Genomic DNA, 22,635 nt, shown 5'->3' on the forward strand with positions numbered 1-22,635 from the left:
AATGAACCGCACCCGATTGATGGCCTGTCCGGTGAATATGCGGAGAAATCTCTTGAGGAGTGGGCGGAACAGATTCGTAAAGGAGGCGACAAGTGAGCAATTTAGCGAGGCTACGAGCAGTATTTAGATATTCAGAGCGGGTAATGAGGCACATACAACCGAAAACATGGCAGAAATTGGATTCTGTGGGAGTTAAGTTGGAGAAGATTACTCAACTTAAGCAGTGGAATATCGGCGAATATTATGGAAGTCCTGGTCGGGATGTTCAGTTGGTAAAAAGTTGAACATTGCTTTTTTATTGATCGATTAACCACGATATGAAGGTTTTTTTATGGGGAAACCTTGTTTTAGGTGGTAACTGGGTGTAGTGTTTCATTTAACGTAGTAAAACTGCGTTAAGCGATTACCGCGTAATTTGTTGCTTTATGAAGCCCTGCCTTTTTCGGCGGGGCTTTTTTTTTAACGAGGATTTCAATGTCAGCAGAACCAATTTCCGGTACGGCCGTTGCTGCTGGTGGCCTGATGGGTGCCAGCGTTTTTGGTATTGCAACTGGTATTGATTACGGCGTTGTATTCGGGGCATTTGCTGGCGCTGTTTTCTATGTTGCTACAGCGGTGAATATTAGCCGTCTCAAGCTGATTGGCTATTTCTTTACATCGTTCATTGTTGGAGTGATTGGAGCGCCGTTAGTTGGCTCATTTCTTGCCAAATGGACCAGCTACAACGATCGTCCTCTGGATGCGCTTGGTGCGGTTATTGTGGCTGCATTGACCATTAAAATCCTCACGTTCGTAAACAGCCAGGATCTCGGTAGCATCTTTGGAATGCTTTCCCGCTTACGTGGAGGGGGTTCAAATGGTAAGCAGTGACCCGTCAGCACTGATTAATGCGGTGCTTTGCACAGTAATAGTAATGGCGCTGATGCTTTATCGACGGAAAGACTCCAGGCATCGTCCATTTGTTTCCTTTCTGGCTTATATCTACGTCATTGTATACGCCAATGTTCCCTTCCGTTATGTGTTCGGTCTTTATCAAGAATCCCACTGGCTGGTGGTTATTGGAAATCTGATTATCTGCATCGTTGTTCTGTATTTCAGGGGCAATCTGGCGCGGATAGTTGACGCATTAGGGTTTAATCATGACCAAAGATGAGATTTTTAACAGCGTTCTTGGAAAAGAGGGCGGCTATGTGGATCACCCTGACGACAAGGGAGGCCCAACAAAGTGGGGCATTACTCAGAACTCTGCCCGTGCTCATGGATACCGTGGCGATATGCGCGATTTAACCCGCGAACAGGCACTGGAAATCCTTGAGGCTGATTACTGGTACGGACCACGCTTTGATCAGGTGGCCGCATTATCCTCTGATATTGCCGCAGAGCTGTGTGACACGGGGGTGAACATGGGGCCAATAGTGGCGTCAAAAATGCTTCAACGCTGGCTGAATGTGTTCAACCTGCGCGGGAAGCTGTATCCCGATTTGGATGCAGACGGACGAATCGGTCCACGTACCATTAATGCGCTACGTGCTTATCTTGGGAATCGGGGAAAAGACGGCGAACGGGTGATGCTGACGTCGCTGAACTGTACGCAGGGCGAACGCTATCTGGAGTTGGCGGAGAAGCGCGAGGCTAATGAGTCGTTTGTCTACGGCTGGATGAAAGAGCGAGTGGTGGTATGACTGGTTTGAAGGCCGTGTTGTCATTTATTGGCACAATTATATTGGTTGCATTCGGCGCGTTTGGTTTTGGTCGTATGAAAGGGCGAGAAAAGGCCGAAGATGAAGCTGAAAAGCAGCGCATTAATGAGAATGCAGCCGCCGTAAAAGCCACTGCGGAGCGGCGTATAGAAGTGACAAAAGAGGTGGGGAATGTACAGCAGAGTGTTAACCATATGGCTGATGACGATGTTGATCGCGAGCTGCGGGAGTCGTGGAAGCGTCCCGGTGGTGGTTGATACCGCCTGTGATTGGGTAAAGCCCATCTACCTGACTGATCACGACATCGATGTTATGGACCGCCAGACAAAGAAAGATATTCTGGCTCATAACATGGCATGGGAAATCAACTGTCCAAAGTAATATATATTTCTATAATTATATAAATATATAGTTACAACATTCTATGCGCTTTTCTCATGGGCGCACGCATCAACCATGTTTGTCTGATATGCCGCCGCGCCCAAAAATCCTGAATTTATTGGCTGGGATTTTCGTGCGCGGCGCCACACCAGACAAACAAATCAAATATGGCCCCTTAGCTCAGTGGTTAGAGCAGGCGACTCATAATCGCACGGTCATCGGTTCAAATCCGGTAGGGGCCACCAATTCACTCTCACACATAAAGATAAGCGCGGTGGAGTTACTTCTTCGTGCTCATCTTTATGCGTGCCTGGTGCGCATTTCGGGCGAACGTGGGGCTAAGTTACAGGCAGGGCCTGTTATCCGCAAAGGGGTAAAAGCTGGAGCGGCACGGAACTGTAGCCGTGTTACCAAAACAGCGTTGTCGGGCGATATCCGGCACACAACAGGCAAGGGCATTAATCAGTCTGGTTAGCGCCCTTTTCGTTGTGTTTGCTGTAGAGCTGGCCAGCGTTATGACTGCCGGAGATAAGCGCCGGAGACACAACTAACATGGAGGCAATTGCATTGTTTAATCTGATTTATGCAGATCCCCCCTGGGAATACAAAGACAAGTGTAAGGATGGGAATCGTGGCGCTGGTTTTAAGTATCCAACGATGAAAGCTGAGGATATTGCTCGTATTCCTGTCTGGCAGCTTGCTAATCCTGAATCGTGTTTGTTGGCCATGTGGTGGGTTCCGACTCAGCCAGAAGAAGCGTTGCTGGTGGTGAAAGCATGGGGATTCAGGCTGATGACCATGAAGGGCTTCACATGGAACAAATGTGGTAGCCGACAACCAGATAAGCTGGTGATGGGGATGGGGCATATGACTCGTGCAAACAGTGAAGATTGCTTGTTTGCAGTGAAAGGCAAACTACCGACACGTCTTGATGCGGGGATCATTCAGTCGTTTACATCGCCTCGTCTGGAGCATTCTCGGAAGCCTGATGTGGTCCGTGACAAGCTGGTAAAGCTGTTAGGCGATGTTCCTCGTATTGAGCTGTTTGCTCGCGGTGATTTACCTGATGGCTGGCATGGCTGGGGCAACCAGTGCAACGGAGGTATCCAGTTGCATGATGCTCTCTGGCAAGTGTCATAGAATTATATAATTATAGATTTATATAAAAAGTGCTTTACAGATGGGAAAAAATTTCCTATGGTTATACCCGAAACCGAGCGATACCCGCCCTGGTTAAACCGGAGATAACCCGATGAAAGTACAAGACCGTGAAGTAGTAAAAAACCTCCTGCAATACCTGACCTCAAAAAACCTGACGGGCAGCGTTGAGTTCCGTGAAGCGTTAAAACATTTCAACGTCACTACGGTTTATCGTTGGGAAAACAAACATTCTGAAAGACCGTATGTGGTGGATGTTTTTGCGCCTGATATTGAGTGCGGTTTTGAGCGTCATTCGTTCAAGGAGAAACATTCTGCTGATTTTTTTTGTGAGGTTGTATGTGCGGCAGGAGATGATGAGTGATGCGTATTTCCTTCAAACGTGCGACTGAGCAGCAACGCAAAGAGTTCCTGGCTGATGATGTAGCGGCCGTTTATGACCTCATGAAAGAGGTTGTGGAATCAGGGAACTACACGGCGGCAAAGATGCTTAAACTGCAATTCTTGCTGGGCGACCTGAAATACAAATCCGAAGTTGTCGCCGGACGACGCGAGCATTAAACCGTAACGATAACGAACAACGAGCCTCGGCAATTGCCGGGGCTTTTTTACATCCAGACAAAGGAGAACATGGGATGCCTTCGACAAGCACCAAAAAAGAAATGGCGGTTAGTGATGTGCTTTACGCGCTTTCGACTATATGTGACGGAGCAATGATGAGGATGAAAGTCCTCCGTGAAGCATACGGAAAAAGTCACGATGAGGCAGCTAAAGAATGCCTGAATGAGATTGTGGACTTCATTGATAACCATCGTTCAGTTATATCGCGTCAACCGACAGAGTCGTCCATCACGATTAGCGCACCGGTTATCAATATATCAGTAACTGCGGCGTGTAAATCAGCAGCGGAAGATGATCGTGCTTATGCCGAGTGATTTGTTCTGGTTTCCGCTTCCAATAAGAGATTTGTTGGTATTTCTGGCTGGCGCTTACGTCTGGAGAAAAGCGAAAGACACCTCGTTATCTTTGAGGTTTGTCTTAGCTATATCGGTAGGAACCGCGCTGGGGATGGCGTATCTCTTGACATTACTGGAGATATTCATTGAAGAATGGATAGTTTCATGAATGGTGTTGGCATTTTTCTGATAGTTGTGGCCGTGTGTTTTTGTATCTCGCTGGTGGTTATCGCTGGTGTCCTGTGGCGCATCTTAGTGGCGCAGAGGGCTTTTCGGCTTAAGCGGGAGCAAATGCGCCTTGATTTATATCGAAAGTAACTCTTACAGCCTCGCGGTGTCGCGGGGCTTTTTATTTTCAGGTGATGTTATGGAAAAGAAAGAAGATAAACCGATTGCCATTGGTGCAGAGTCTGTTCCGTTTAAGTTTGAATTATCCCAACTGGTAACAATGCGTATCAGTGAAGAGTGGGGAGAAGTTCAAGCCCGTGCTCAGTATGCAAATGGCGAAAACCAGTATCTGATTCACTATCAGGCGGCTGATGGCCGTGCTACCACAGAGTGGTTCGGTGAGTCGATGCTGATTGCGATGGAGGATAAACGTCATCCTGGCTGCCCTGTTTTTGCCTGTATTGATTTGCCAGAAGGCGCGGTACTTGAAGACGACAAAGAAGAATGGTCGCCTGATGGCGAACTTGTCATTACCGGAATCGTGGATGGTAAGCCGGAATATTCCCGTATTGAGGTAAATAACGGCCACATCTGTTTGATCCCTGCGTAACGCATTACAGCAGCTCTTGTGCTAATCAGGGGCTGCGATAATGCGCAAACCAAAGCTGCCTCATTAACTCCTGCTCGCTGTGGAGTTAATGCTGGTGGCTTTTTTATTACTGGAAGGTGGGCGACCGCCGTCAGTTGCGACCTGACGACAGTCATTCATACCCACAGGGTGCCGTGGATACAAACCGAGGCCCACTTGCTTGCACAAGCGAGGGGATTTTAGCGGATAAACGGCATGACAAAACATCTTAATGTGGTTTCTTTACCACTTTCTGTGTTGATTGGTTATGAAAAGAACGCTCGCACACACTCCGTGGAGCAGGTAGATCAGATTGTTGCCAGCATACAGGAGTACGGATGGACTAATCCGATCCTGATAGACGAGAACAACGTTGTAATTGCTGGTCATGGTCGAATTGCTGCGGCCACTCAGTTGGGGATGGATGATGTTCCCTGCATTGTTCTGGCTGGGCTAACGGAGAATCAGAAGAAGGCGTATCGTCTGGCCGACAACCGTATTCCGCTGAATGCTGGTTGGGATGAAGAGTTGTTAAGCGCGGAGCTTGCAGATCTTGCGGCCGATGATTTTGCTCTGGACTCAATTGGTTTTACTCAGCGCGAACTGGATAACTTATTGAGTGCGGCAGTCTACGATGACACAGAGGGTATGGATATCCCATTTGAGAAGGATGAGGCCAAATCAGGCGTAAAAGTTCAGTACCTGTCATTTGGAGGTCATAAAATCCCGGCAACGGATGAGGAAGCGGATCGTTTTGACTGCGCGGTGTCTCGTTATGTTGATGATAATGGCAGCTATATCGGATTTGTATCCGCATTGCTGGCTGGGGAGGTGTGCTGATGCTTCACCTCAATTACGACATAACGCACCTACGCGGCGCGGAATATAACCCGCGTTTTATCGGTGAGGATGATCTTGCGAGGCTGGCGGAAAGCGTCAGGGAGCTGGGGCTTGTGAAGCCATTGATAGTGCGCGGCGATTTGCTGGTGGCGGGACACCAAAGGACGAAGGCGCTACGTAAGTTGGGAATAACGCGTGCTGCGGTGTATGTGTTGCCCTGTGAAACGACGGTATACGACGAAGTACGGTTTAACCAACTGCATAACGGAACGGATTTTGATAGCGGAGATGAGCGTTGCAGGGTGTCCGGTCTGGAAGATAAGCATGGTTTTGTTCAGGTATCGGCAAGCCAGATCTCAGGCAATATGCGCGCGAAAATGGCATATGTTCGAAAGAACATAGCGGAACTGGTTATCAAGTATGGTCCGTGGGGTGGTTGTGTTGCTACTCAGTCTGGTGAGGTTATTCACTGTGCTCAGTATGCATTAGCAGCGAAAATGACGCGCACACCGCTAACGGTGTTTGTGATCCCTGATGTTGAGAAGGAAAAATACCAAAGTTATCTGAATAAAACTTATGGTGTATTTGAGTATTCTCATCTGGAGAAAACAACATACATCCAGACGTATGCGCAGCTTATGCGGTTGCGTAATGGTGGCAGCCTGAAATCAAATCTGTATGAGTCGTTGATCCTCCCGATCATTGCCAAGACGCCAAGAGGAATTGATTTTGGTTCGGGGCAGGGAGACTACGCGCGAATGCTCAGGGCAAAGGGATATAACCTGCATGATCTCGAGCTTTTCCGCCGTAAGGGCGCTGGAAACACTCTGGATAGGGCCGCAACAAACCGGATGATTGATACGCTGGTGGACGACTTAAAAACGCGAGGGCGTTACGACTACGTGATTTGCGATAGCGTTTTGAACTCGGTCGATAGTGTCGAGGCTGAATGGTCCGTTCTGACGGTTCTGAAAGGCCTGTGTAAAGCTGGTGGGTCAATATTCTTTTCTGGCCGTAGCCGTGGAGAACTGGAAACAGTCCTGAAGCAAACACAAGCGGCGAGTTCCAAAAGCCGGCTTTATTTTATTGATCATGACGGTTTTACCGCGTTGTACCGGAAGGGGCACTGGTTTTACCAGAAGTTTCACTCTGATGAGGAAGTGAAGCAGTTGTGTCGTGTACATGGTTTCAGGATTAAGCGGTCAATATTCAACTGTAAGAGCTGGTATTTGCACGTCATTAACGATGATTCCCTTAGTTGGGCGAGTCTGGAGAAAGCTGTTCGTTTTGAGTTTGAGTTGCCGTTGCCTGGTGGTTCAACAATCGGACGATCTGATGATGTGCTGGCGGCTTTCCGGCCGTTGATTAAGTAGTGTGTAGGAGGCGCTGGTGGCTGACAGAATTGAGATAAAGATGGATTTTTCTTCTCAGGATATTCAACGACAACTCCAGCGCCTTGAAGAACGCGAATTGCCGTTCGCAATGGCGCTTGCGGCAACCAGAACGGCAAAGGCTTCTCAGGCTGCGATTAAGAATGAAATTAATCGGGTATTTGACAGGCCCACGCCGTGGATTCAGAACTCTACTTACGTTTTGGCCGCAAAGAAGAGTGATCCTACAGCCATTGTGTATGCTCGTGAATGGGGTGGAACGCCAGCCCCTGTAACGTTGACTCCGCAAATCGAAGGCGGCCAACGACAGTACAAACGCTCAGAAGGGGCGCTAAGGGCTGGTGGATATTTGCCTAACGGCTGGCAGCTTGCTCCTGGTCCCGGCGCAAAGCTGGACAAATACGGGAATATTTCGCGGGGGCAATTACAGCAGGTCTTATCTGGCCTAAGAGTTCAGCGAGATGCGCATCAAAATCGCCGTCAGGGCAAGCCTACGGAGTTTTTTGTTGTTCGACCTGGTACAAGTAACCCGCTTCAACCAGGCGTCTGGCAGCGCGTTGGGCGGCGTCCTACGTTGATCCTTACGTTCATCCAGCAACCTAACTATTCGCAGCGTCTTGATTGGCATGGCGTGGCGCTGCGTGCTGGTGAGGATGCGTTTGCTGATGAAGTCACAAAGGCTATTGATGACATCCTTTCTAAGACGTTCTCTCGTTAATCATCGTGTGGTTGATGGTGTTGTTATGCAGGGTGTATTCACTGTGTTCTGTAGCGTCGCTCGCTGGCTGTCTGTGGGGGAGCACGAGCATCGTTTCATCGTCCGGCAGAATTGGGTCCTTCTGGCCAAAAGCGTTGGATGCGGGTCATTCGAACCCCGATATTCGGCTAGCTAAACGTGAAAAAAGTTAGGTTAAAAGTTGCGGTAAAAGAAATTTACTCATCTCATTGAAAAATATCGGGAAAACGTGATTTTTTCTGTATTTGTGCTGGTAAGAAGAAAGTGGAAAATTTTCTTTTAGATCATCAAGATACGCGCAGATCTTTAACCAATGTGATGTTGTTCTGATAAAAATCGTTATAAATCATGCAAATACATCCAATCTTTTAACCAAAACACCATCGCAAGATCCTTTTTACTTATAAAAACTTAATAAAATCAGATAATTATGCTGGTTTGTGTGATTTTTTATGAGTAAAAAGATCGTCATTTTTCTCTTTTAGTATCAATAAGTTAAACAGTTTTCTTTAACCTGTTGTGTTATGGCGGTTAAAAAATGGCTCTAAAAATCGAATATTTACCAGTCGGTAAGTTGCTCAGATATGCCAAAAATTCACGGACTCATTCAGATGAGCAAGTTGAACAGTTGGTGAACAGTATCCGTGAGTTCGGTTTCACTAATCCTGTGCTGATCGATGAAAAGAATGAACTGATTGCGGGGCATGGGCGGCTTGCAGCAGCCGAAATTCTGGAAATGGATAAAGTTCCGGCGATTCGGTTGAGTAACCTTTCTGAAAAACAGAAGAAGGCTTACAGGATTGCAGATAACAAGCTGGCCTTAAATGCTGGCTGGGATATGCAGCTTCTGGCCGAAGAAGTCAAAGAGTTAATGGATGATGATTTTGATATTGATCTGCTTGGGTTTAATGATGCAGAGCTTGACGAAATGTTAAGCGATGAACAGCCGCAGGAAGAAGACGATAATTCTTCCCCTGTTGTTCAAATTAAGTACCTGGCTATTGATAAAGAACGTATTCCCGCGACGGATATGGAAATTGCATTGTTGCTGGATGTTTATCGTCAGTACCACGACGCGCATGAAACGCATGAGGGATTTGTTCAGTATCTTGCTAATGGTTGCAAGTAATGGCCATCGTCAGTAAGTCAGAGTTTGCCCGCCGGAAAGGTATTTCTCCGGCAATGGTTACGAAGCTCTGTCGTTCCGGTCGCATTCCAGTGCTGAAAAGCGGCAAGCTGGATTTTGATAAAGCCAGTGCGGCTTATGAAGCGAGCCGACAGGTTGGTCGTGAGGTATCTGCTGAAAATGGAAAAAGAGGGCATGGGATATCTTCGGAACAACCAGAGTTACCCGCTGATGATGCCGGATTAGCTGGTGGTACTTCCGGTGTTGCGGTGCAATTCAACAAGGCTAAGACCGCAGAAAAAATTTATCAGGCAAAGCTGAAACGCCTTGAATTTGAAGAAAAGGAAGGCTCTCTCATCGCTAAAGATGCGGTCAGGGATGATGCATTTCTGGCAGCTAATGAATTGCGTAGCCGCTTATTTAGTATTGCTCCAAGAGCAGCTCCCCGTTGTGAAGGCAAAACAGCCAGGGAGATCGAGCGCATTATTGAAGACGAGATTAATTTTGCGCTTCAGGCGCTCCAGGAATCCCGATTTATTAAGCAGGAAGAATAAACCTCATGGGCGAAACAGTATGGAGCACCGCTTTTTTCCGTGCGCTTCGCCCTAAATCACGGCTAACTGTTTCCGAATGGGCTGATAAGTATCGTCATGTAGCGCCGGGAACGTCTCCAGAGCCAGGGCCGTGGCGTACAAGCCGAGTGCCATATTTGCGTGAACCAATGGATGTTATTGGTGACGCTGATACAGAAACAGTAGTGATGCAATGTAGCTCGCAAATTGGTAAATCCGAATTACAGCTAAATGTTATGGGTTACTTTGCAGATCAGGAGCCATCTCCTCAGTTGATGATTTATCCAACGGTAGAGGCGGCTGAGGCTTTTTCAAAAGAGCGTATTGATCCGACGTTCAAATATTCCCCTGGTTTGAAACACAAGCTGCATGAAGGGAAAGAGGGGCGCGGTGCAGCCAAAAAGTCCAGCACGACTATACGTATGAAGCATTACGCTGGTGGATATATAGCACTTGTTGGTGCTAATTCCCCAGCAGGTCTTGCATCCAGGCCAATTCGAATACTGTTAGCTGATGAGATTGATCGTTACGGTGTGACGCAGGAGGGCGACCCACTAAAACTAGGTATTCAGCGTACTACCAACTTTCATAATCGTAAGAAAGTTTTTGTTTCTACTCCTGTTTTGGAGGAAACAAGCAAAATCCACAAGTGGTTTAAGCTCTCCGATCAGCGTTACTACCATGTTCCTTGCCCATGTTGTGGCACCATGCAGGTGATGAAATGGTCGCAAGTCAGATGGGATAAGAGCGATTCAGGTGAGGCGTTACCGGAAACGGCCAGATATGAGTGCTGTGAGTGCGGCGGGATTATGCGCGGATCTGGTAAACCAGACGTTGATTGGTTGGCGAAGGGGGTATGGATAGCTGAACATACTGGAGTTAAAGGTATTGTTGGTTTTCATATTAACAGTCTTTACTCCCCGTGGGTTGCATTGTCAGAGCTGGTTGAAGAATTTACGGAAGCAACCAGAAACCGCGATAAAAATGGATTAATGGAGTTTATTAACCTTAAGCTGGGTGAGCCATGGAAAGAGGATGCTAAAGACGATATCGATCCTGAATACTTGTTGCAACGCAGAATAAGGTTTGAAGAGTTTTTACCAGATGATGTTTTATTGTTAAGTGCTGGTGTTGACGTACAGGACACGTATTTAGTTTGTGAATTGGTCGGTTGGGGAAAAGGTAAGGAGTCATGGGGGATAGAATATAAAATATTCCCAGGTGATCCCGCACAAGATGTTGTCTGGAAACAACTTGATGAATACTTACTCCGTAGCTGGTCATTCCGTGACGGTCGAAAATTACAGATTTCTTCCGTTTGTATTGACTCTGGTGGGCATTTTACGACAGAGGTATATCGCTTTACTAAGCCGAGAGAATCAAGGCGAATATACTCTATCAGGGGGCGTGGTGGGGTAGGTTTACCATTTATAGGAAAGCCAAGTAATAATAACCGTGTGGGTGCTATGTTGTTTAATTTGGGGGTTGATGATGGTAAAGGGACCATCATGGCAAGAATTAAACTACATGATCCTGGTCCTGGTTATATGCATTTCCCATTAGATTCTGACAGAGGATATGATACCGAATACTTTAAAGGATTATTATCAGAGAAAAAAATATTTGAATATAAAAATGGGCAGACAAAAGAAAAGTGGGTGAAAGTCTACGAGCGTAACGAGCCTCTTGATTGCCGTAACTATGCAACTGCCGCGATGGAAATTCTGAACCCTAATTTTAACTGGCTTGCCGAACAGGAAATGCGAGGTAATGTGTATGTGCAGAACTCGTCAGGTATACGTAGAAGACGCCGTAGAGTTATAAGTAAAGGCGTAACCATATAGAGGAAATATAAATGAACAATGAAGCATTTTCTCTGACTGAAGCCAGAGAGATGTTATCTGTCTGGCGGGAAGCATATCGCGCTATTGCTATTGGCGGTCAGTCATATAAATTTGGTACGCGGCAGTTAACTCGTGCGGATTTATCAGAAGTCAGAAAAGAGATGGATTACTGGCGTAATGAAGTAGAAAGATTATCAGCAGGTGTACGCCGAGGCCCACGAATTAAACGAGTGGTGATAAGAGATTTATGAATATTCTTGATCGAGTTATTGCGCCGTTTTCACCTCAGAGGGCATTAAATCGAGCTTTGGCAAGAAAACGGTTAGAAGCACTTGAAGGTATTAATAACCTTGGATATTCACGTCATGGTGCAAGCACTCATAAAAAATCATTAAGGGGTTGGTTTAGTAAAGCTGGTTCTCCTGATGATGATATTGTTAAAAATATAGATAAATTGCGTGAGCGTTCTCGTGATCTCTTCATGGGAAACCCGCTATCTGTTGGCGCAATAAAAACTATCAGGACAAACGTTGTTGGTTCCGGTTTAAAACTAAATGCGAACATTGATGCCGATTTCTTGGGGATGACGCAGGAAGAAGCGCGAGCATGGGAAAAGCATGTTGAGCGTGAGTTTAGATTATGGGCTGATTCTCCAAATTGTGATGCATCAAGAATGTGTACTTTTGGACAATTGCAATCATTGGTCCAAATATCTGCGTTAACATCTGGCGATATATTTGCTGCGCTACCAGTTATTAAGCGTAAGGGTGTTATATATGATTTGTGCGTCTATTTAATTGAAGGTGATCGTGTTTGCAATCCAGAGGATCGTTTTATACCAAATCTTTACGGTGGCGTAGAGGTTGGTGAATTTAGCGAGCCTGTGGCGTACTGGGTTGCAAAACATCACCCAGCCGGGACTTCTGGTTTTGTAACCCGCAAGTGGGAACGTATTCCCGCATATGGGAGTAAAACAGGAAGAAGAAATATTCTGCATGTCATGCAGGATTTTGAAAGGCCTGGGCAACGCCGTGGCGTTCCTGTCCTTGCTCCTGTAATTGAAGCATTGAAGCAGTTAGGACGATACACCGATGCTGAATTGGTTGCTGCGGTTGTGTCAGGGATGTTTACTGTCTTTATTAAAACAGACGCTCCTGATGGGCCAGTCGGTGAATCGGGTATCCCTCAGTACGAGCAGATCGATAACCATGATGATAACACCCAAGAAATGGGGAATGGCTCCATAGTAAGTTTGGGTGAAGGTGAGTCGATAGATACAGCAAATCCCGGGCGACCAAATACGGCATTTGATGGTTTTGTTGTCGCCATATGCCGTCAAATTGGGGCTGCTTTAGAACTCCCTTACGAACTCTTGGTAAAGCATTTTACAGCAAGTTATAGCGCAAGCAGGGCCGCATTACTTGAAGCCTGGAAAATGTTCCGTATGCGACGTGACTGGATGGTTCAGTCATTTTGCCAACCGATCTATGAGGAATGGTTGGCCGAAGCCGTTGCTAAAGGTCGTGTTATTGCCCCTGGTTTTTTTTATGGGCCTGAATATCGCGCTGCATGGAGTGGCGCTCAATGGTATGGCCCATCACAAGGCCAATTAGATCCCCTTAAAGAAGTCAAAGCTGCAAAACTGCGTGTTGAGGAAACATTCTCTACCCGTGAAAAAGAAGCGGCTGAAATGTCAGGTCTTAACTGGGAAGAAACCGCACAAATCTGTGGCAGAGAAGAGAATGCTCGCCGTGAGTTGGGGCTTATTACACCTCCTGTTTCTGAGGTAAATGAACAAAATATGGAGACTGATGATGCCTAATTGGTGGGAAATAAAAAATAGCACGGGTGAAGATGACTCTCCGGCTGAACTTTTAATTTACGGGTATATTGGTGAATTTGATGAGGTTTCTTCTTCTGACATAGTTAATAAATTAAAGGATATTTCATCAAATACTATCAACGTAAAAATTAATAGTTATGGTGGTTCTGTTTTTACTGCTCAAGCTATTCTTTCATCATTAAAGCGTCATAAGGCGAATATTACGGTTTATATCGACGGGATTGCTGCATCGGCTGCAACTATTATTGCAATGGCGGGTGATAAAACTATTATCCCATCTAATGCTATGATGATGATCCATAATCCGTGGACATTTGCTGCTGGCGATGCGGATGAATTGCGTGATATTGCTGAGATGATGGATAAGATACGCAATAGTATTTTATCTGCATATAAGGAGAAAACAGGGCTTTCTGAGGATAAATTAATTGAACTAATGGATCAGGAAACATGGCTAAATGCAGAAGAGGCTGTAGAGCTTGGATTTGCTGACGAAGTTGAAAAACCAATACGCTTATCCGCTTCTATAAAGGAAGGGATGCTTTCGCTTAATGGAATAACTTTTGAAGCATCAAGGTTTTCAAAATTACCTGATTCACTCGCAAAGTTGCCGCAAAATAAAAATGAGTTATCTACTGAATCAAATGAACAAAATGAGGACGATATTGTGACTCTTGATGAATTAAAAAATAAATATCCAGAATTATACAATCAGGTTTTTAATGCTGGTAAAGACGAGGGCGTTAAATCAGAACGCGAGCGCATTGAAACAATCGAGAATAGCGTGATTCCTGGTCATGACGACCTGGTTAAGAATGCAAAATTCAAAACAGGAGTTTCTGCGGCTGAACTTGCTTTGGAAATTATGAATGCAGAGCGAGCGCGTAACAAAAACTTTCTTAATCAACGGCAAGAAGACGCAAGTGAGGTGAATGATTCAGTTGATGTTAATCAACCAGAAAACAACGGCAACAAACAGGCTGAAGCAGTAAAAAATGTTATTGGGTCAGTATTTAAAAACCGCGATAAAAATTAAGGTGAGTTTATGCGAGAGTCTTTTTCATTTGAACCAGATAATCTGATTATTTCTGGTGGTATGCCAGCAATTCCAACAAGTATTAAACTTGCCAGCGGTAAAGTAAAACGGGGTGAGTTACTTGCTTTTGTCAGTATTGATCAGACAACAAATGTTGTCACTGTGGCGCCAATAAATCTCTCTGGTGAAGGGGAGGCAAAAGAACCGTATTGTATCGCTCAACACAATATTGATGCGACTGATTCAGCGCAAGTCGGAACAGCATGGCTGACCGGAATGTTCAATGCACATGCGGTTATCCTTCCTGAATCAGCAAAAGTTGCCGATGTATATCTGGCTTGCCGGAAGGTTGGAATATTCCTTAATACCGCACAACAAAATCCATCTGCATAATATAAAGAGGTCGTATTTTTATGCCGAATATTGATGTTTTTGAACGACGTACGATGCTTGAGCCTGTTATTCAGAATTTCAAGGCTCGTCGTTTTCTTCTTCGTACCTTTTTTCCTGGTGTTCAGACCTTTAATACAAAGAAAGTTGATCTGGATTTTGTTCGCGGTGGCCGTACTATGGCTCCGTTTGTTGGTAAAGGTTTTGGCTCAAAAACCGTTGAGCGACGCGGCTTTGTAACGAGAACTCTGGAGCCACCACTTGTTGCACCTGATTTGGTAACAACAGCCGAGCTGCTTTTAAACAGGCTTCCGGGTGAGAATATTTACAACGCAAAATCGCCAGCAGAACGAGCCGCCGAGCAATTAGGTAAAGATTTGCTTGAGCTTGATGAAATGGTTAACCGCCGTGAAGAATGGATGTGTGCACAAGTCTTGTTTACGGGGCAGGTTGATATTGTTGGTGAAGGAGTGGATGACACAGTTTATTTTTGGCCTGAAGAGGAAGGAGATAAACCATATCTTGAACTGACAGGTGATGATTTATGGAGTGCAGCAAAATCAGATCCGTTAGTCAATGTTCGCAACTGGAAACGTCGGGTATCACTAACTTCAGGTTTTACACCTCGTGTTGCCGTAATGGGCGCAAAAGTTGTTGATGCCTTCGTTAAAAATGAAGCAGTAACTAAATATCTTGATAATCGCCGAAAAGAGCTTGGGTATATTGAGCCTAAAGAGTTAGAAGAAGGCGTAACTCATTATGGCAATCTTGAAGGTGTCGATTTTTATGGTTACGACGAACTTATTCGCAATGATAAAACAGGAAAACCTGAACCATTAGTACCGGAAGATAAGATCCTCTTTGGCTCTCCTGGTCGAGGAACGATGCTGTATGGTGCTGTAGAGCTTGTAGATGACGCCGAAAAGACTCTAACGATTGTTGAGTCACCACGAGTTCCAGACACCTGGGTAACTCGTAAGCCGGCTGGCCGTTATGTTGCCATGAAGTCATCTCCACTGCCTAATCCTGGTGTGGCTGATGCCTATCTGGTGGCTAAGGTGGTTTAAATGGCCAGACTGATTAAAAACATTGATACGATAAGCCACGGCTCGCTAAAAGCGGGCCGTTTGCTTAATGGGCTAATGGATAACTCCAGAATTGCCGAACTGATTGCGTCAGGACATGCTATTGCCACCGAAGAGGATGGTGATTTGGCATCGGCTGGGGGCTATGATGCTGCTAAGTTAGCTTTTGAGCATGGATACGCATCTGCTGTTAATGATGCTGTGGACGCGGGGTTGATTACGCGAACGGAGGCGGGTAGCTGTGTATTCGAGGTTGAGTTTGAGGATGATGGCGGCAATGAGGAAATGGTTGCTGATGATTCATCTGAATCTGTAGCTACTTCTGATACCAGTAATGCGAAAAAATCAACGCAAAAAAAAGGTAATAAGAAGTAATGAACTCCTTCAAAGAGGTTATAGCGCAAGATATTTCTGCAATATTCCTCAATGAAAAAGAGTTTGCCGATACATATAACATAGACGGCAAGGATATCCTTGCCGTTATTGATACAGACCTTATTCATGAGCGGAATAAACGCTCATATGCTGAGTTTGCAGAGGGAATAAATCAGGGGCAAATAATATTATTTGTTTCAAGAAAAGATTTTCCTGTTCTCCCTGTCAAAGACCAGTCAATGAAAATCAACGGTAAAAATTATATTGTTGATGAAGTATCAGATAATGTTGGTGTATTGGAAATAACTCTCACTGTTAATACTAACAGAGGAATGCCGATTTGATTAATCTTTTGATAGATGCAATAAAAAATCGGTTGGAACATGAGGTTTTCCATGATTTATTAGTGCAGGGGCCTCCTTATGATGAAACAGACAGCGATATTAAATTGTTTGTTCCAACAATATTTAAAGGGTACTTGCCTCCTAAATCACAACCATCTCCAGATAAACCGCCAGAATTTCCTCATGTGATTATCAGGCCCACGGAAGGAGGAATGCAGCCTGAAACGGATGAAGTTAAGGTTAAGTTTCTTCTAGGTGGTTTTTGTGAGGACCATACTGGATATGAATGGGTAATGGCTCTTCTTGAAAGGATGATGTTTCATTTTCAGGAGAAGCCTTTACTTGAAGAGAAATTTCTCTTTCAGGGTGATATCAGATGGCGAATGTTTGATGATCAACCATATCCATATTGGATAACGGAAGCAACTGGAACGTGGCTAGTATTAAAGCCTCAGAATATTCAGTCTCAGGAGTTTATCTAAATGGCTAATAAGAAAAGTAGTAAAGAAGATATAGAAAAGAAGGAAGATGTTGCTCAAACATTTGTATATATAGGGCCAACAATCCCTCAACTCTCAATTTTGAAGCATAAACTATTTAAGAATGGCTTATCTCCAGAGTGTGAAAAATTAATATCACATATTCCTGGTGCAAAGTGTTTGTTTGTGGCAACCAGTGATTTTTCAGATGCAGAAAAAAGACTTTCTGATAAAACCAGTGTCGAGTATGTAATGTACTCTAGAGTTTCTTCTTCTATCATGGAGATTAAATAATGGGATATCGCCACGGTATTTATATATCTGAGCTGGCTACATCTATAACTCCTCCAGTACAAGTTAGTGCTGGGTTGATTGTCGCATTTGGTACAGCTCCTGTTAATCAGTTAGAAGATCCAGCCTCAGCGGTAAATAAACCTATCATTGCTTATACATACGCAGAGGCCGTATCTAAAATAGGATATAGCACAAACTTCGAGAAATATACTTTAAGCGAAGTAATTAAAGTCGCATTTGGAATATATGGTGTTGCGCCAGTTGTATTTATCAATGTGCTTGATCCAGCAAAGCATAAGAAAGACGTAACTGATGAGGTAGTAAAACTTTCTGGCGGGAAAGGTACGCTCTCTAACGATGGTGTCTTATATAAATCTGTTGTTGTGAAAAAAGCAGATGGTGATTCTCCAGGGTTAACGGTTGATACAGATTATGTACTGGCGCTGGATGATAATGGCTATACGGTCATTACCGCTATTAGCGGAGGAAAAGTTACTGAAAAAGACGCCACTCTTAAGGTTAGTTATACGTATCTTGATCCCGGGGCTGTAACTAAAAACGATATTATTGGTGGCGTGGATTCCAACACTAAAGCGAATACGGGGCTTGAGTTACTGTCGGATGTTTATCCCCGCTTCAAACTAGTTCCAGGACAAGTGATTGCGCCTGGATTTAGTTCTGATAGTGAAGTTGGCCAGCTAATGGCGGCTAAAGCTGCGCTGATTAGTGAATTGTTCAAAGCAGAAGCTATCACCGATGCGCCGACTGATAAATCTACTATCAGTGATTATTCTGCTGTTCCTGAATGGAAGCAGAACAATAATCATATGGCAGCTAACCAGACAGTGTGCTGGCCGATGGTGAAACTTGGTGACAATATTTACCATCACTCAACCCATTTAGCGGCAGCAACATGCTTGCTGGATAGTCAGTATGGTGATATTCCATCACGTTCTCCGTCAAATATAAAACTACAGATGGACGGTGCTGTACGTAAAGATGGCAGTGAGGTATGGCTTAACATTAGCCAGGCAAACTACTTAAATGGACAGGGGATTGTAACAAGCCTTAATTTTGATGGTTGGAAATCATGGGGAAACCGTAATGCTATTTATCCAACATCTACAGACCCCAAAGACGCATTTCGTGTTTGCCGACGTATGTTTAACTGGGTGGGTAATACGTTAATTCTTTCGCATTGGTCAAAAATAGACAATCCTGCAAACCGTCGATTAATTGAATCGATTGTTACTAGTGCGAATATTTGGCTTAACGGCCTCACTGGTAATCAGGATATTGCAGGTGGTGTTGTTACCTTTGATCAGTCTGAAAACACGATTACGTCATTGATGGACGGGATTGTTAAATTCCATGTGAAAATGACACCATTCTCACCTGCCAGAGATATAGAGTTCGTCATGGAATATAATCCTGATTATCTGCTGAACTTGTTTTCTGAATAAATAATAGGAGGTTGCTTTGAGCAATCAAATTCCTGAGAGACTTATTAACTTTACAGTATACGGTGAAGGAAACCGTATTATCGGTGTTGCTGACGCAAAGCTGCCATCAATTGAGATGATGACAGAAACTGTTAGTGGTGCAGGTATCGCTGGAGAGCTTGAGAGCGGAACGCTGGGGCATTTCAAACCAATGACTGTCTCTCTTAAATGGCGAACTCTGACCTCTGCTGGTACAAAATTATTTCTATCCTCATCGCATCAGGTAGATTTTCGCGGTAGCCAGCAGGTTTATGATGCAGGAACAGGAAAATATAAAACGGTTCCTATTCGGGCTTCAATGAAGCTAAACCCTAAAAAACTGGATTTAGGTTCGCTACAGGTAGCAAAGGCCACTGATTCAGAAAATGAATTCGAAGTTCTCTATATCAAATTATTTATTGATGGGAAAGAAGTCTTAGAAATTGATAAGTTGAACTTTATTTGTATCTTTGATGGCGAAGATATATTAAAAACTGTTCGTGATGATTTAGGTTTATAAGGTGAAAAAATGGAAACCGTTAAATTAAGTAAAGAATATCGTTTTGAAGACTTTGAGCCAGTGACTGAACTCAACCTTGATTTAGACAACCTAAAAGGCAGTGATATTTTAGAGGTATCGGACTTACTGCAATCTCAAGGGCATGTTTCAGTTCAAACATCACTTGATAATAAAGTCCATGCAGCCTTGGCTGCTCGCTGTATTGGTCGTCCAATAGAGTATCTGAATGGATTACCAGCGAAAGACTTTGTTAAAGTTTGTCAAAAGGTACAGAATTTTTTGCTCTCGTAGGTTTTGATGAGCAAAAACCTATTGATAAGCAAATAATGAGGGCCGCGAGTTCTCTATCTCAATCATCTCAATCAACACCTATATCCTACTGGCTTTCGCTTCGGTTGAGGCGAATCGTCGCATGGATTGACGTGTTTAATGAGGATTAATACTAATGGCCAGCAATAAGAACTTTAAGCTGGCTTTTGAAATTGGCGGCAAAGTTGCCGCCTCTCTCCCCAAAAGTTTTACTACAGCTAATCAGGCTGTTGCTAAATTAAATGCCGAGCTTGCTGGATTAACGAAAGAACATGGGGAAATTCAAAAGCTACAATCTGTAAAAGTAAAGGTTGGACAGACTGCCCTCGAATATCATAAAGCTGCCGCTCGCGTTGAAGAGTTACAGAAGCAAATAAAAAACACGGCCAATCCAACCAGAGCGATGCTTCGTGACTTTGAGAAGGCAAAAACACATTCATCGAATTTACGAGCATCACTACGTTCTCAGCGTGAAGAACTGGCCGCTTTAAAGTCTGCCTATCAGGGAGCTGATACATCTGCCAGAGCTTTGGCCTCAAGAGAGAAAGAGCTTAAAGCCAGCATTGATCGTAATCGTGAGGCTCAGGCCCGTAGCGTTGAGCAGGTTAACCGCTACAGAACGGCTTTGGCTTTAGCCAGAGCAAATGTTCAGCAAGTGAAAAAACAGCAGGAGGAACTTAACCGGGCATTAGAAAAACAACGTATTGATAAAATTAACAGCTATAAAAATGCGTTGGCTGAAGCACGGAAAAATGTTCTTGCAGTAAAACGTGCTCAGGAGGAGTTAAACCGCGCGTTGGAAAGGCAGCGTGAATTGAAGCGAGAGCATCTTGGTGAGGCAAAGAGTCAACTTGTAAGGTCAGGATTACAAACTGGTGCTGTAGCGGCTGGTGCATTTGCTGCTGCTAACAATGCAGCAAATTTCAATCGTGAAAACAAAATGATTGGTCTTACGGCAGATATGAAGCCGGAAGAAGTTCAGGCGATGGGGCAGGCGATGCTTGTTACCGGAACGGCTACCAACCAGTTTGCATCTGATATTCAGGCCGCTCAGGGTTTTCTCGTCGCTGCTGGGCAGGATTATAAAGAGGCTCAGGCGAATCTACTAACTATTGGGCGAACAGCTACAGCTACTGGCTCTGATATCCTCGATGTCTCGAAAGCATCATTTACATTAAGTGACTCATTGAAGATTGATCCATCTCAAATGAAGTCTGCAATGGGGATTCTGGTTCAGGCAGGGAAAGAGGGGAACTTTGAATTTAAAGATATGGCCAAAAATCTTCCTGTGCTTGGTGCTCAGTTCCAGGCATTAAAAATGGGAGGTAAAGAAGCAGCCGCGACGATGGGTGCAGCTTTGCAGATAGCTCGCAAGGGGGCTGCAACTTCGGATGAGGCTGCTAATAATATGAACAACTTTTTGGCAAAAATACTTTCCCCTGAAACACTAAAAAAAGCAAAGAAAAATTTCGGTGTAGATTTATATAAAATTGTTACAACAGCGCAGAAAAAAGGGAAGAATCCATTCGAAGCTGCAATGCATTCTGTCATGAAAATGACTAAGAACGGAGATCAGAAGTTACTTGGTGAACTATTTGGCGATATGCAGGTTCAGAACTTTGTTCGTCCGATGATTCAAAACTGGAAGGAATACCAGAGAATCAAAGCAACATCTCTTGGAGCTGGAAGTGCTGTTATTGACCGCGATTTTGCCAACATAACGAAAGATAATGCGGAGCGATTGAAACAATTACGTATTCAGGCTAGCAATGCATCATTAAGTTTTGGTCAGGCCTTGCAACCTGCTTTGAATGCCGCGCTTAGTGTTTTGGTTCCGCTGATTACAAAAATTAGTGAATTTGTAGCTAACAACCCCAATTTTGTGTCTCAGATAGTGATGGCGGCAGGTGCGTTTCTAACCATGAAAAGTGTGGTTATAGCGTGTAGGGTAGCTATGCTGGCTTTATCTGTAGCGACAAAGCTAACACCCTTCGGGTGGATTCAGATGGCTATATCTGCGCTGGTTGCCGCAGGAATATTGCTCTATCAGAATTGGGATAAGATCAGAGATTATGCTGTCAGAGTTTGGCCTTCTGTTAAGGAATATACAGTTAAATCATTTGAGGCTATAAAAAACTTTATCTTAAACTTTGACCTCAATGGATGGATTATATCTATGTTTGGTAAAGCATGGGATTATCTTTCCAACATAAACTGGAGTTCGGCAGGTGTAAGAATTTACAGTACATTAATTAGTGCTTTTAAATGGATGTCTCCGCTTCCGTTCTTAATTAAAGCATTTAAAATTACAACAAATTACCTTTCTGGCATTAACTGGAGCGAAACAGGAAAGAAAATCATAGATACACTGGTATCTGTTTTTATGCGTTTTTCACCAGTTGGACTCTTTATAAGAGCATTCCAATCTGTAACGACTTATTTATCTGGAATAAACTGGAGTGAGTCAGGCGCAAAAATAATTGAGACGTTAATCACTGGGATAAAATCAAAAGCAAATGCTTTAATTAATGAAGTGAAAGGCGTTTTTTCTTCTGTACGTGAGTATTTACCGTTCTCTGACGCGAAAAAAGGTCCATTCTCACAGCTAACAAAGTCAGGTGGTGCAATAATGACTACTCTGGCATCAGGTGTTAGCAGGAATAACAGCTTACAGAATGCAATAGCAAGCAAGTTCGGGCAATCAAATTTATCACCTCACGGGATATCTGCCGCCGGGACTTCTGGACCTCGCCAGAACGTTAACGCTGTGACTGGTGGAATAACCTATTCACCTGTAATCAATCTTCCGGCTGGTTCACCAAAGGAAACTGAGGCGGCAGCTAAAAGAGCATTAGATGCGGGATATTCTGATTTTGAGAAGAAATTGAGTGCTCATATGTTCCAACAACGGAGATTAAGTTTTGGATGATTATAGAACGGTTCAAGGGGACTCATGGGATAGTATCGCTTTAAAGTTGT

Annotated in this window: 28 protein-coding genes, 1 tRNA gene and 1 pseudogene; all 30 read left to right on the top strand. The window is 44.3% G+C overall.

Translation table 11 applies throughout. The features are described 5' to 3' along the window. A pseudogene (locus tag C4F37_RS27970) lies at nt 1-96 on the top strand (ead/Ea22-like family protein); the annotation flags it as partial. A gap of 378 nt (nt 97-474) precedes the next feature. Beyond that, nucleotides 475-870 (top strand): phage holin family protein, encoded by a 396-nt coding sequence (locus C4F37_RS23245; RefSeq protein WP_001271967.1) that lies wholly within the window; start codon nt 475-477, stop codon nt 868-870. After that, complete coding sequence (locus C4F37_RS23250; protein WP_000254764.1) at nt 857-1,153, top strand: phage holin family protein; 297 nt, start codon at nt 857-859, stop codon at nt 1,151-1,153. Before C4F37_RS23245 ends, C4F37_RS23250 begins: the two co-directional genes overlap by 14 nt. Beyond that, nucleotides 1,137-1,682 carry a glycoside hydrolase family 108 protein gene (locus C4F37_RS23255; protein ID WP_032154025.1) on the top strand — a complete coding sequence of 182 codons (546 nt, stop codon included), beginning with the start codon at nt 1,137-1,139 and terminating at the stop codon, nt 1,680-1,682. The genes C4F37_RS23250 and C4F37_RS23255 overlap by 17 nt, the downstream gene beginning before the upstream one ends. Next, a complete protein-coding gene (locus tag C4F37_RS23260; protein ID WP_000147212.1) occupies nt 1,679-1,957 on the top strand; it encodes a hypothetical protein in 279 nt (92 codons plus the stop codon). Before C4F37_RS23255 ends, C4F37_RS23260 begins: the two co-directional genes overlap by 4 nt. 293 nt (nt 1,958-2,250) lie before the next feature. Next, nucleotides 2,251-2,326: transfer RNA gene (locus C4F37_RS23265), tRNA-Ile, on the top strand. 307 nt (nt 2,327-2,633) lie between these two features. Beyond that, on the top strand, nt 2,634-3,221 hold the full coding sequence (locus tag C4F37_RS23270; protein WP_000387270.1) for an MT-A70 family methyltransferase: 588 nt from the start codon (nt 2,634-2,636) through the stop codon (nt 3,219-3,221). A 112-nt stretch (nt 3,222-3,333) separates the two neighbouring features. Further along, nucleotides 3,334-3,603, top strand: coding sequence for a hypothetical protein (locus tag C4F37_RS23275; RefSeq protein WP_000867916.1), 270 nt, complete (start codon nt 3,334-3,336; stop codon nt 3,601-3,603). Beyond that, nucleotides 3,603-3,800: a hypothetical protein gene (locus C4F37_RS23280; protein WP_001222808.1), complete on the top strand. Its 198-nt coding sequence runs from the start codon at nt 3,603-3,605 to the stop codon at nt 3,798-3,800. The genes C4F37_RS23275 and C4F37_RS23280 overlap by 1 nt, the downstream gene beginning before the upstream one ends. 74 nt (nt 3,801-3,874) lie before the next feature. Further along, nucleotides 3,875-4,174, top strand: a complete 300-nt coding sequence (locus tag C4F37_RS23285; protein ID WP_001141358.1) for a hypothetical protein — start codon at nt 3,875-3,877, stop codon at nt 4,172-4,174. A 388-nt stretch (nt 4,175-4,562) separates the two neighbouring features. Beyond that, the gene (locus C4F37_RS23295) at nt 4,563-4,973 is read left to right on the top strand and encodes a hypothetical protein (RefSeq protein WP_001523049.1); all 411 of its coding nucleotides are present in this window, start codon (nt 4,563-4,565) and stop codon (nt 4,971-4,973) included. 234 nt (nt 4,974-5,207) lie between these two features. Continuing rightward, nucleotides 5,208-5,831 (top strand): ParB/Srx family N-terminal domain-containing protein, encoded by a 624-nt coding sequence (locus C4F37_RS23300; protein ID WP_001523051.1) that lies wholly within the window; start codon nt 5,208-5,210, stop codon nt 5,829-5,831. After that, a complete protein-coding gene (locus tag C4F37_RS23305; RefSeq protein ID WP_016238701.1) occupies nt 5,831-7,204 on the top strand; it encodes a methyltransferase domain-containing protein in 1,374 nt (457 codons plus the stop codon). The genes C4F37_RS23300 and C4F37_RS23305 overlap by 1 nt, the downstream gene beginning before the upstream one ends. A gap of 16 nt (nt 7,205-7,220) precedes the next feature. Further along, complete coding sequence (locus C4F37_RS23310) at nt 7,221-7,940, top strand: hypothetical protein (RefSeq protein WP_000775053.1); 720 nt, start codon at nt 7,221-7,223, stop codon at nt 7,938-7,940. A 556-nt stretch (nt 7,941-8,496) separates the two neighbouring features. Further along, nucleotides 8,497-9,087 carry a ParB/Srx family N-terminal domain-containing protein gene (locus C4F37_RS23315; RefSeq protein ID WP_001185429.1) on the top strand — a complete coding sequence of 197 codons (591 nt, stop codon included), beginning with the start codon at nt 8,497-8,499 and terminating at the stop codon, nt 9,085-9,087. After that, nucleotides 9,087-9,638 (top strand): hypothetical protein, encoded by a 552-nt coding sequence (locus C4F37_RS23320; RefSeq protein WP_001019009.1) that lies wholly within the window; start codon nt 9,087-9,089, stop codon nt 9,636-9,638. The genes C4F37_RS23315 and C4F37_RS23320 overlap by 1 nt, the downstream gene beginning before the upstream one ends. 5 nt (nt 9,639-9,643) lie before the next feature. Further along, nucleotides 9,644-11,500, top strand: coding sequence for a phage terminase large subunit family protein (locus tag C4F37_RS23325; protein WP_001406385.1), 1,857 nt, complete (start codon nt 9,644-9,646; stop codon nt 11,498-11,500). Between the two features lie 11 nt (nt 11,501-11,511). Continuing rightward, the gene (locus C4F37_RS23330) at nt 11,512-11,751 is read left to right on the top strand and encodes a DUF6148 family protein (protein ID WP_001523057.1); all 240 of its coding nucleotides are present in this window, start codon (nt 11,512-11,514) and stop codon (nt 11,749-11,751) included. Beyond that, complete coding sequence (locus C4F37_RS23335) at nt 11,748-13,322, top strand: phage portal protein (RefSeq protein ID WP_001022885.1); 1,575 nt, start codon at nt 11,748-11,750, stop codon at nt 13,320-13,322. The genes C4F37_RS23330 and C4F37_RS23335 overlap by 4 nt, the downstream gene beginning before the upstream one ends. Then, entirely contained in the window at nt 13,315-14,379 is a 1,065-nt protein-coding gene (locus C4F37_RS23340; protein ID WP_171274535.1) for a head maturation protease, ClpP-related, read from the top strand. The genes C4F37_RS23335 and C4F37_RS23340 overlap by 8 nt, the downstream gene beginning before the upstream one ends. Nucleotides 14,380-14,388: 9 nt before the next feature. After that, the gene (locus C4F37_RS23345; RefSeq protein ID WP_001523063.1) at nt 14,389-14,772 is read left to right on the top strand and encodes a hypothetical protein; all 384 of its coding nucleotides are present in this window, start codon (nt 14,389-14,391) and stop codon (nt 14,770-14,772) included. Between the two features lie 20 nt (nt 14,773-14,792). Further along, nucleotides 14,793-15,836: a major capsid protein gene (locus C4F37_RS23350; RefSeq protein WP_089502727.1), complete on the top strand. Its 1,044-nt coding sequence runs from the start codon at nt 14,793-14,795 to the stop codon at nt 15,834-15,836. After that, nucleotides 15,837-16,229: a hypothetical protein gene (locus C4F37_RS23355; RefSeq protein ID WP_001523066.1), complete on the top strand. Its 393-nt coding sequence runs from the start codon at nt 15,837-15,839 to the stop codon at nt 16,227-16,229. Then, the gene (locus C4F37_RS23360) at nt 16,229-16,573 is read left to right on the top strand and encodes a hypothetical protein (protein WP_001083980.1); all 345 of its coding nucleotides are present in this window, start codon (nt 16,229-16,231) and stop codon (nt 16,571-16,573) included. Before C4F37_RS23355 ends, C4F37_RS23360 begins: the two co-directional genes overlap by 1 nt. Further along, on the top strand, nt 16,570-17,055 hold the full coding sequence (locus C4F37_RS23365; protein WP_000609134.1) for a hypothetical protein: 486 nt from the start codon (nt 16,570-16,572) through the stop codon (nt 17,053-17,055). Before C4F37_RS23360 ends, C4F37_RS23365 begins: the two co-directional genes overlap by 4 nt. Continuing rightward, nucleotides 17,056-17,346, top strand: coding sequence for a hypothetical protein (locus tag C4F37_RS23370; protein ID WP_001523067.1), 291 nt, complete (start codon nt 17,056-17,058; stop codon nt 17,344-17,346). It begins immediately after the preceding gene. Then, entirely contained in the window at nt 17,346-18,809 is a 1,464-nt protein-coding gene (locus C4F37_RS23375; RefSeq protein WP_001706255.1) for a phage tail sheath family protein, read from the top strand. Before C4F37_RS23370 ends, C4F37_RS23375 begins: the two co-directional genes overlap by 1 nt. Before the next feature lie 16 nt (nt 18,810-18,825). Continuing rightward, complete coding sequence (locus tag C4F37_RS23380) at nt 18,826-19,347, top strand: phage major tail tube protein (RefSeq protein ID WP_001706256.1); 522 nt, start codon at nt 18,826-18,828, stop codon at nt 19,345-19,347. Nucleotides 19,348-19,356: 9 nt separating this feature from the next. Continuing rightward, nucleotides 19,357-19,638: a phage tail assembly protein gene (locus C4F37_RS23385; RefSeq protein ID WP_000450805.1), complete on the top strand. Its 282-nt coding sequence runs from the start codon at nt 19,357-19,359 to the stop codon at nt 19,636-19,638. A gap of 154 nt (nt 19,639-19,792) precedes the next feature. Beyond that, nucleotides 19,793-22,585 (top strand): phage tail tape measure protein, encoded by a 2,793-nt coding sequence (locus C4F37_RS23390; RefSeq protein WP_001523070.1) that lies wholly within the window; start codon nt 19,793-19,795, stop codon nt 22,583-22,585. Nucleotides 22,586-22,635 lie beyond the last annotated feature (50 nt).

The organism is Escherichia sp. R1 (assembly GCF_003000935.1).
In the GTDB taxonomy this organism is placed as follows: Bacteria; Pseudomonadota; Gammaproteobacteria; order Enterobacterales; family Enterobacteriaceae; genus Escherichia; species Escherichia coli.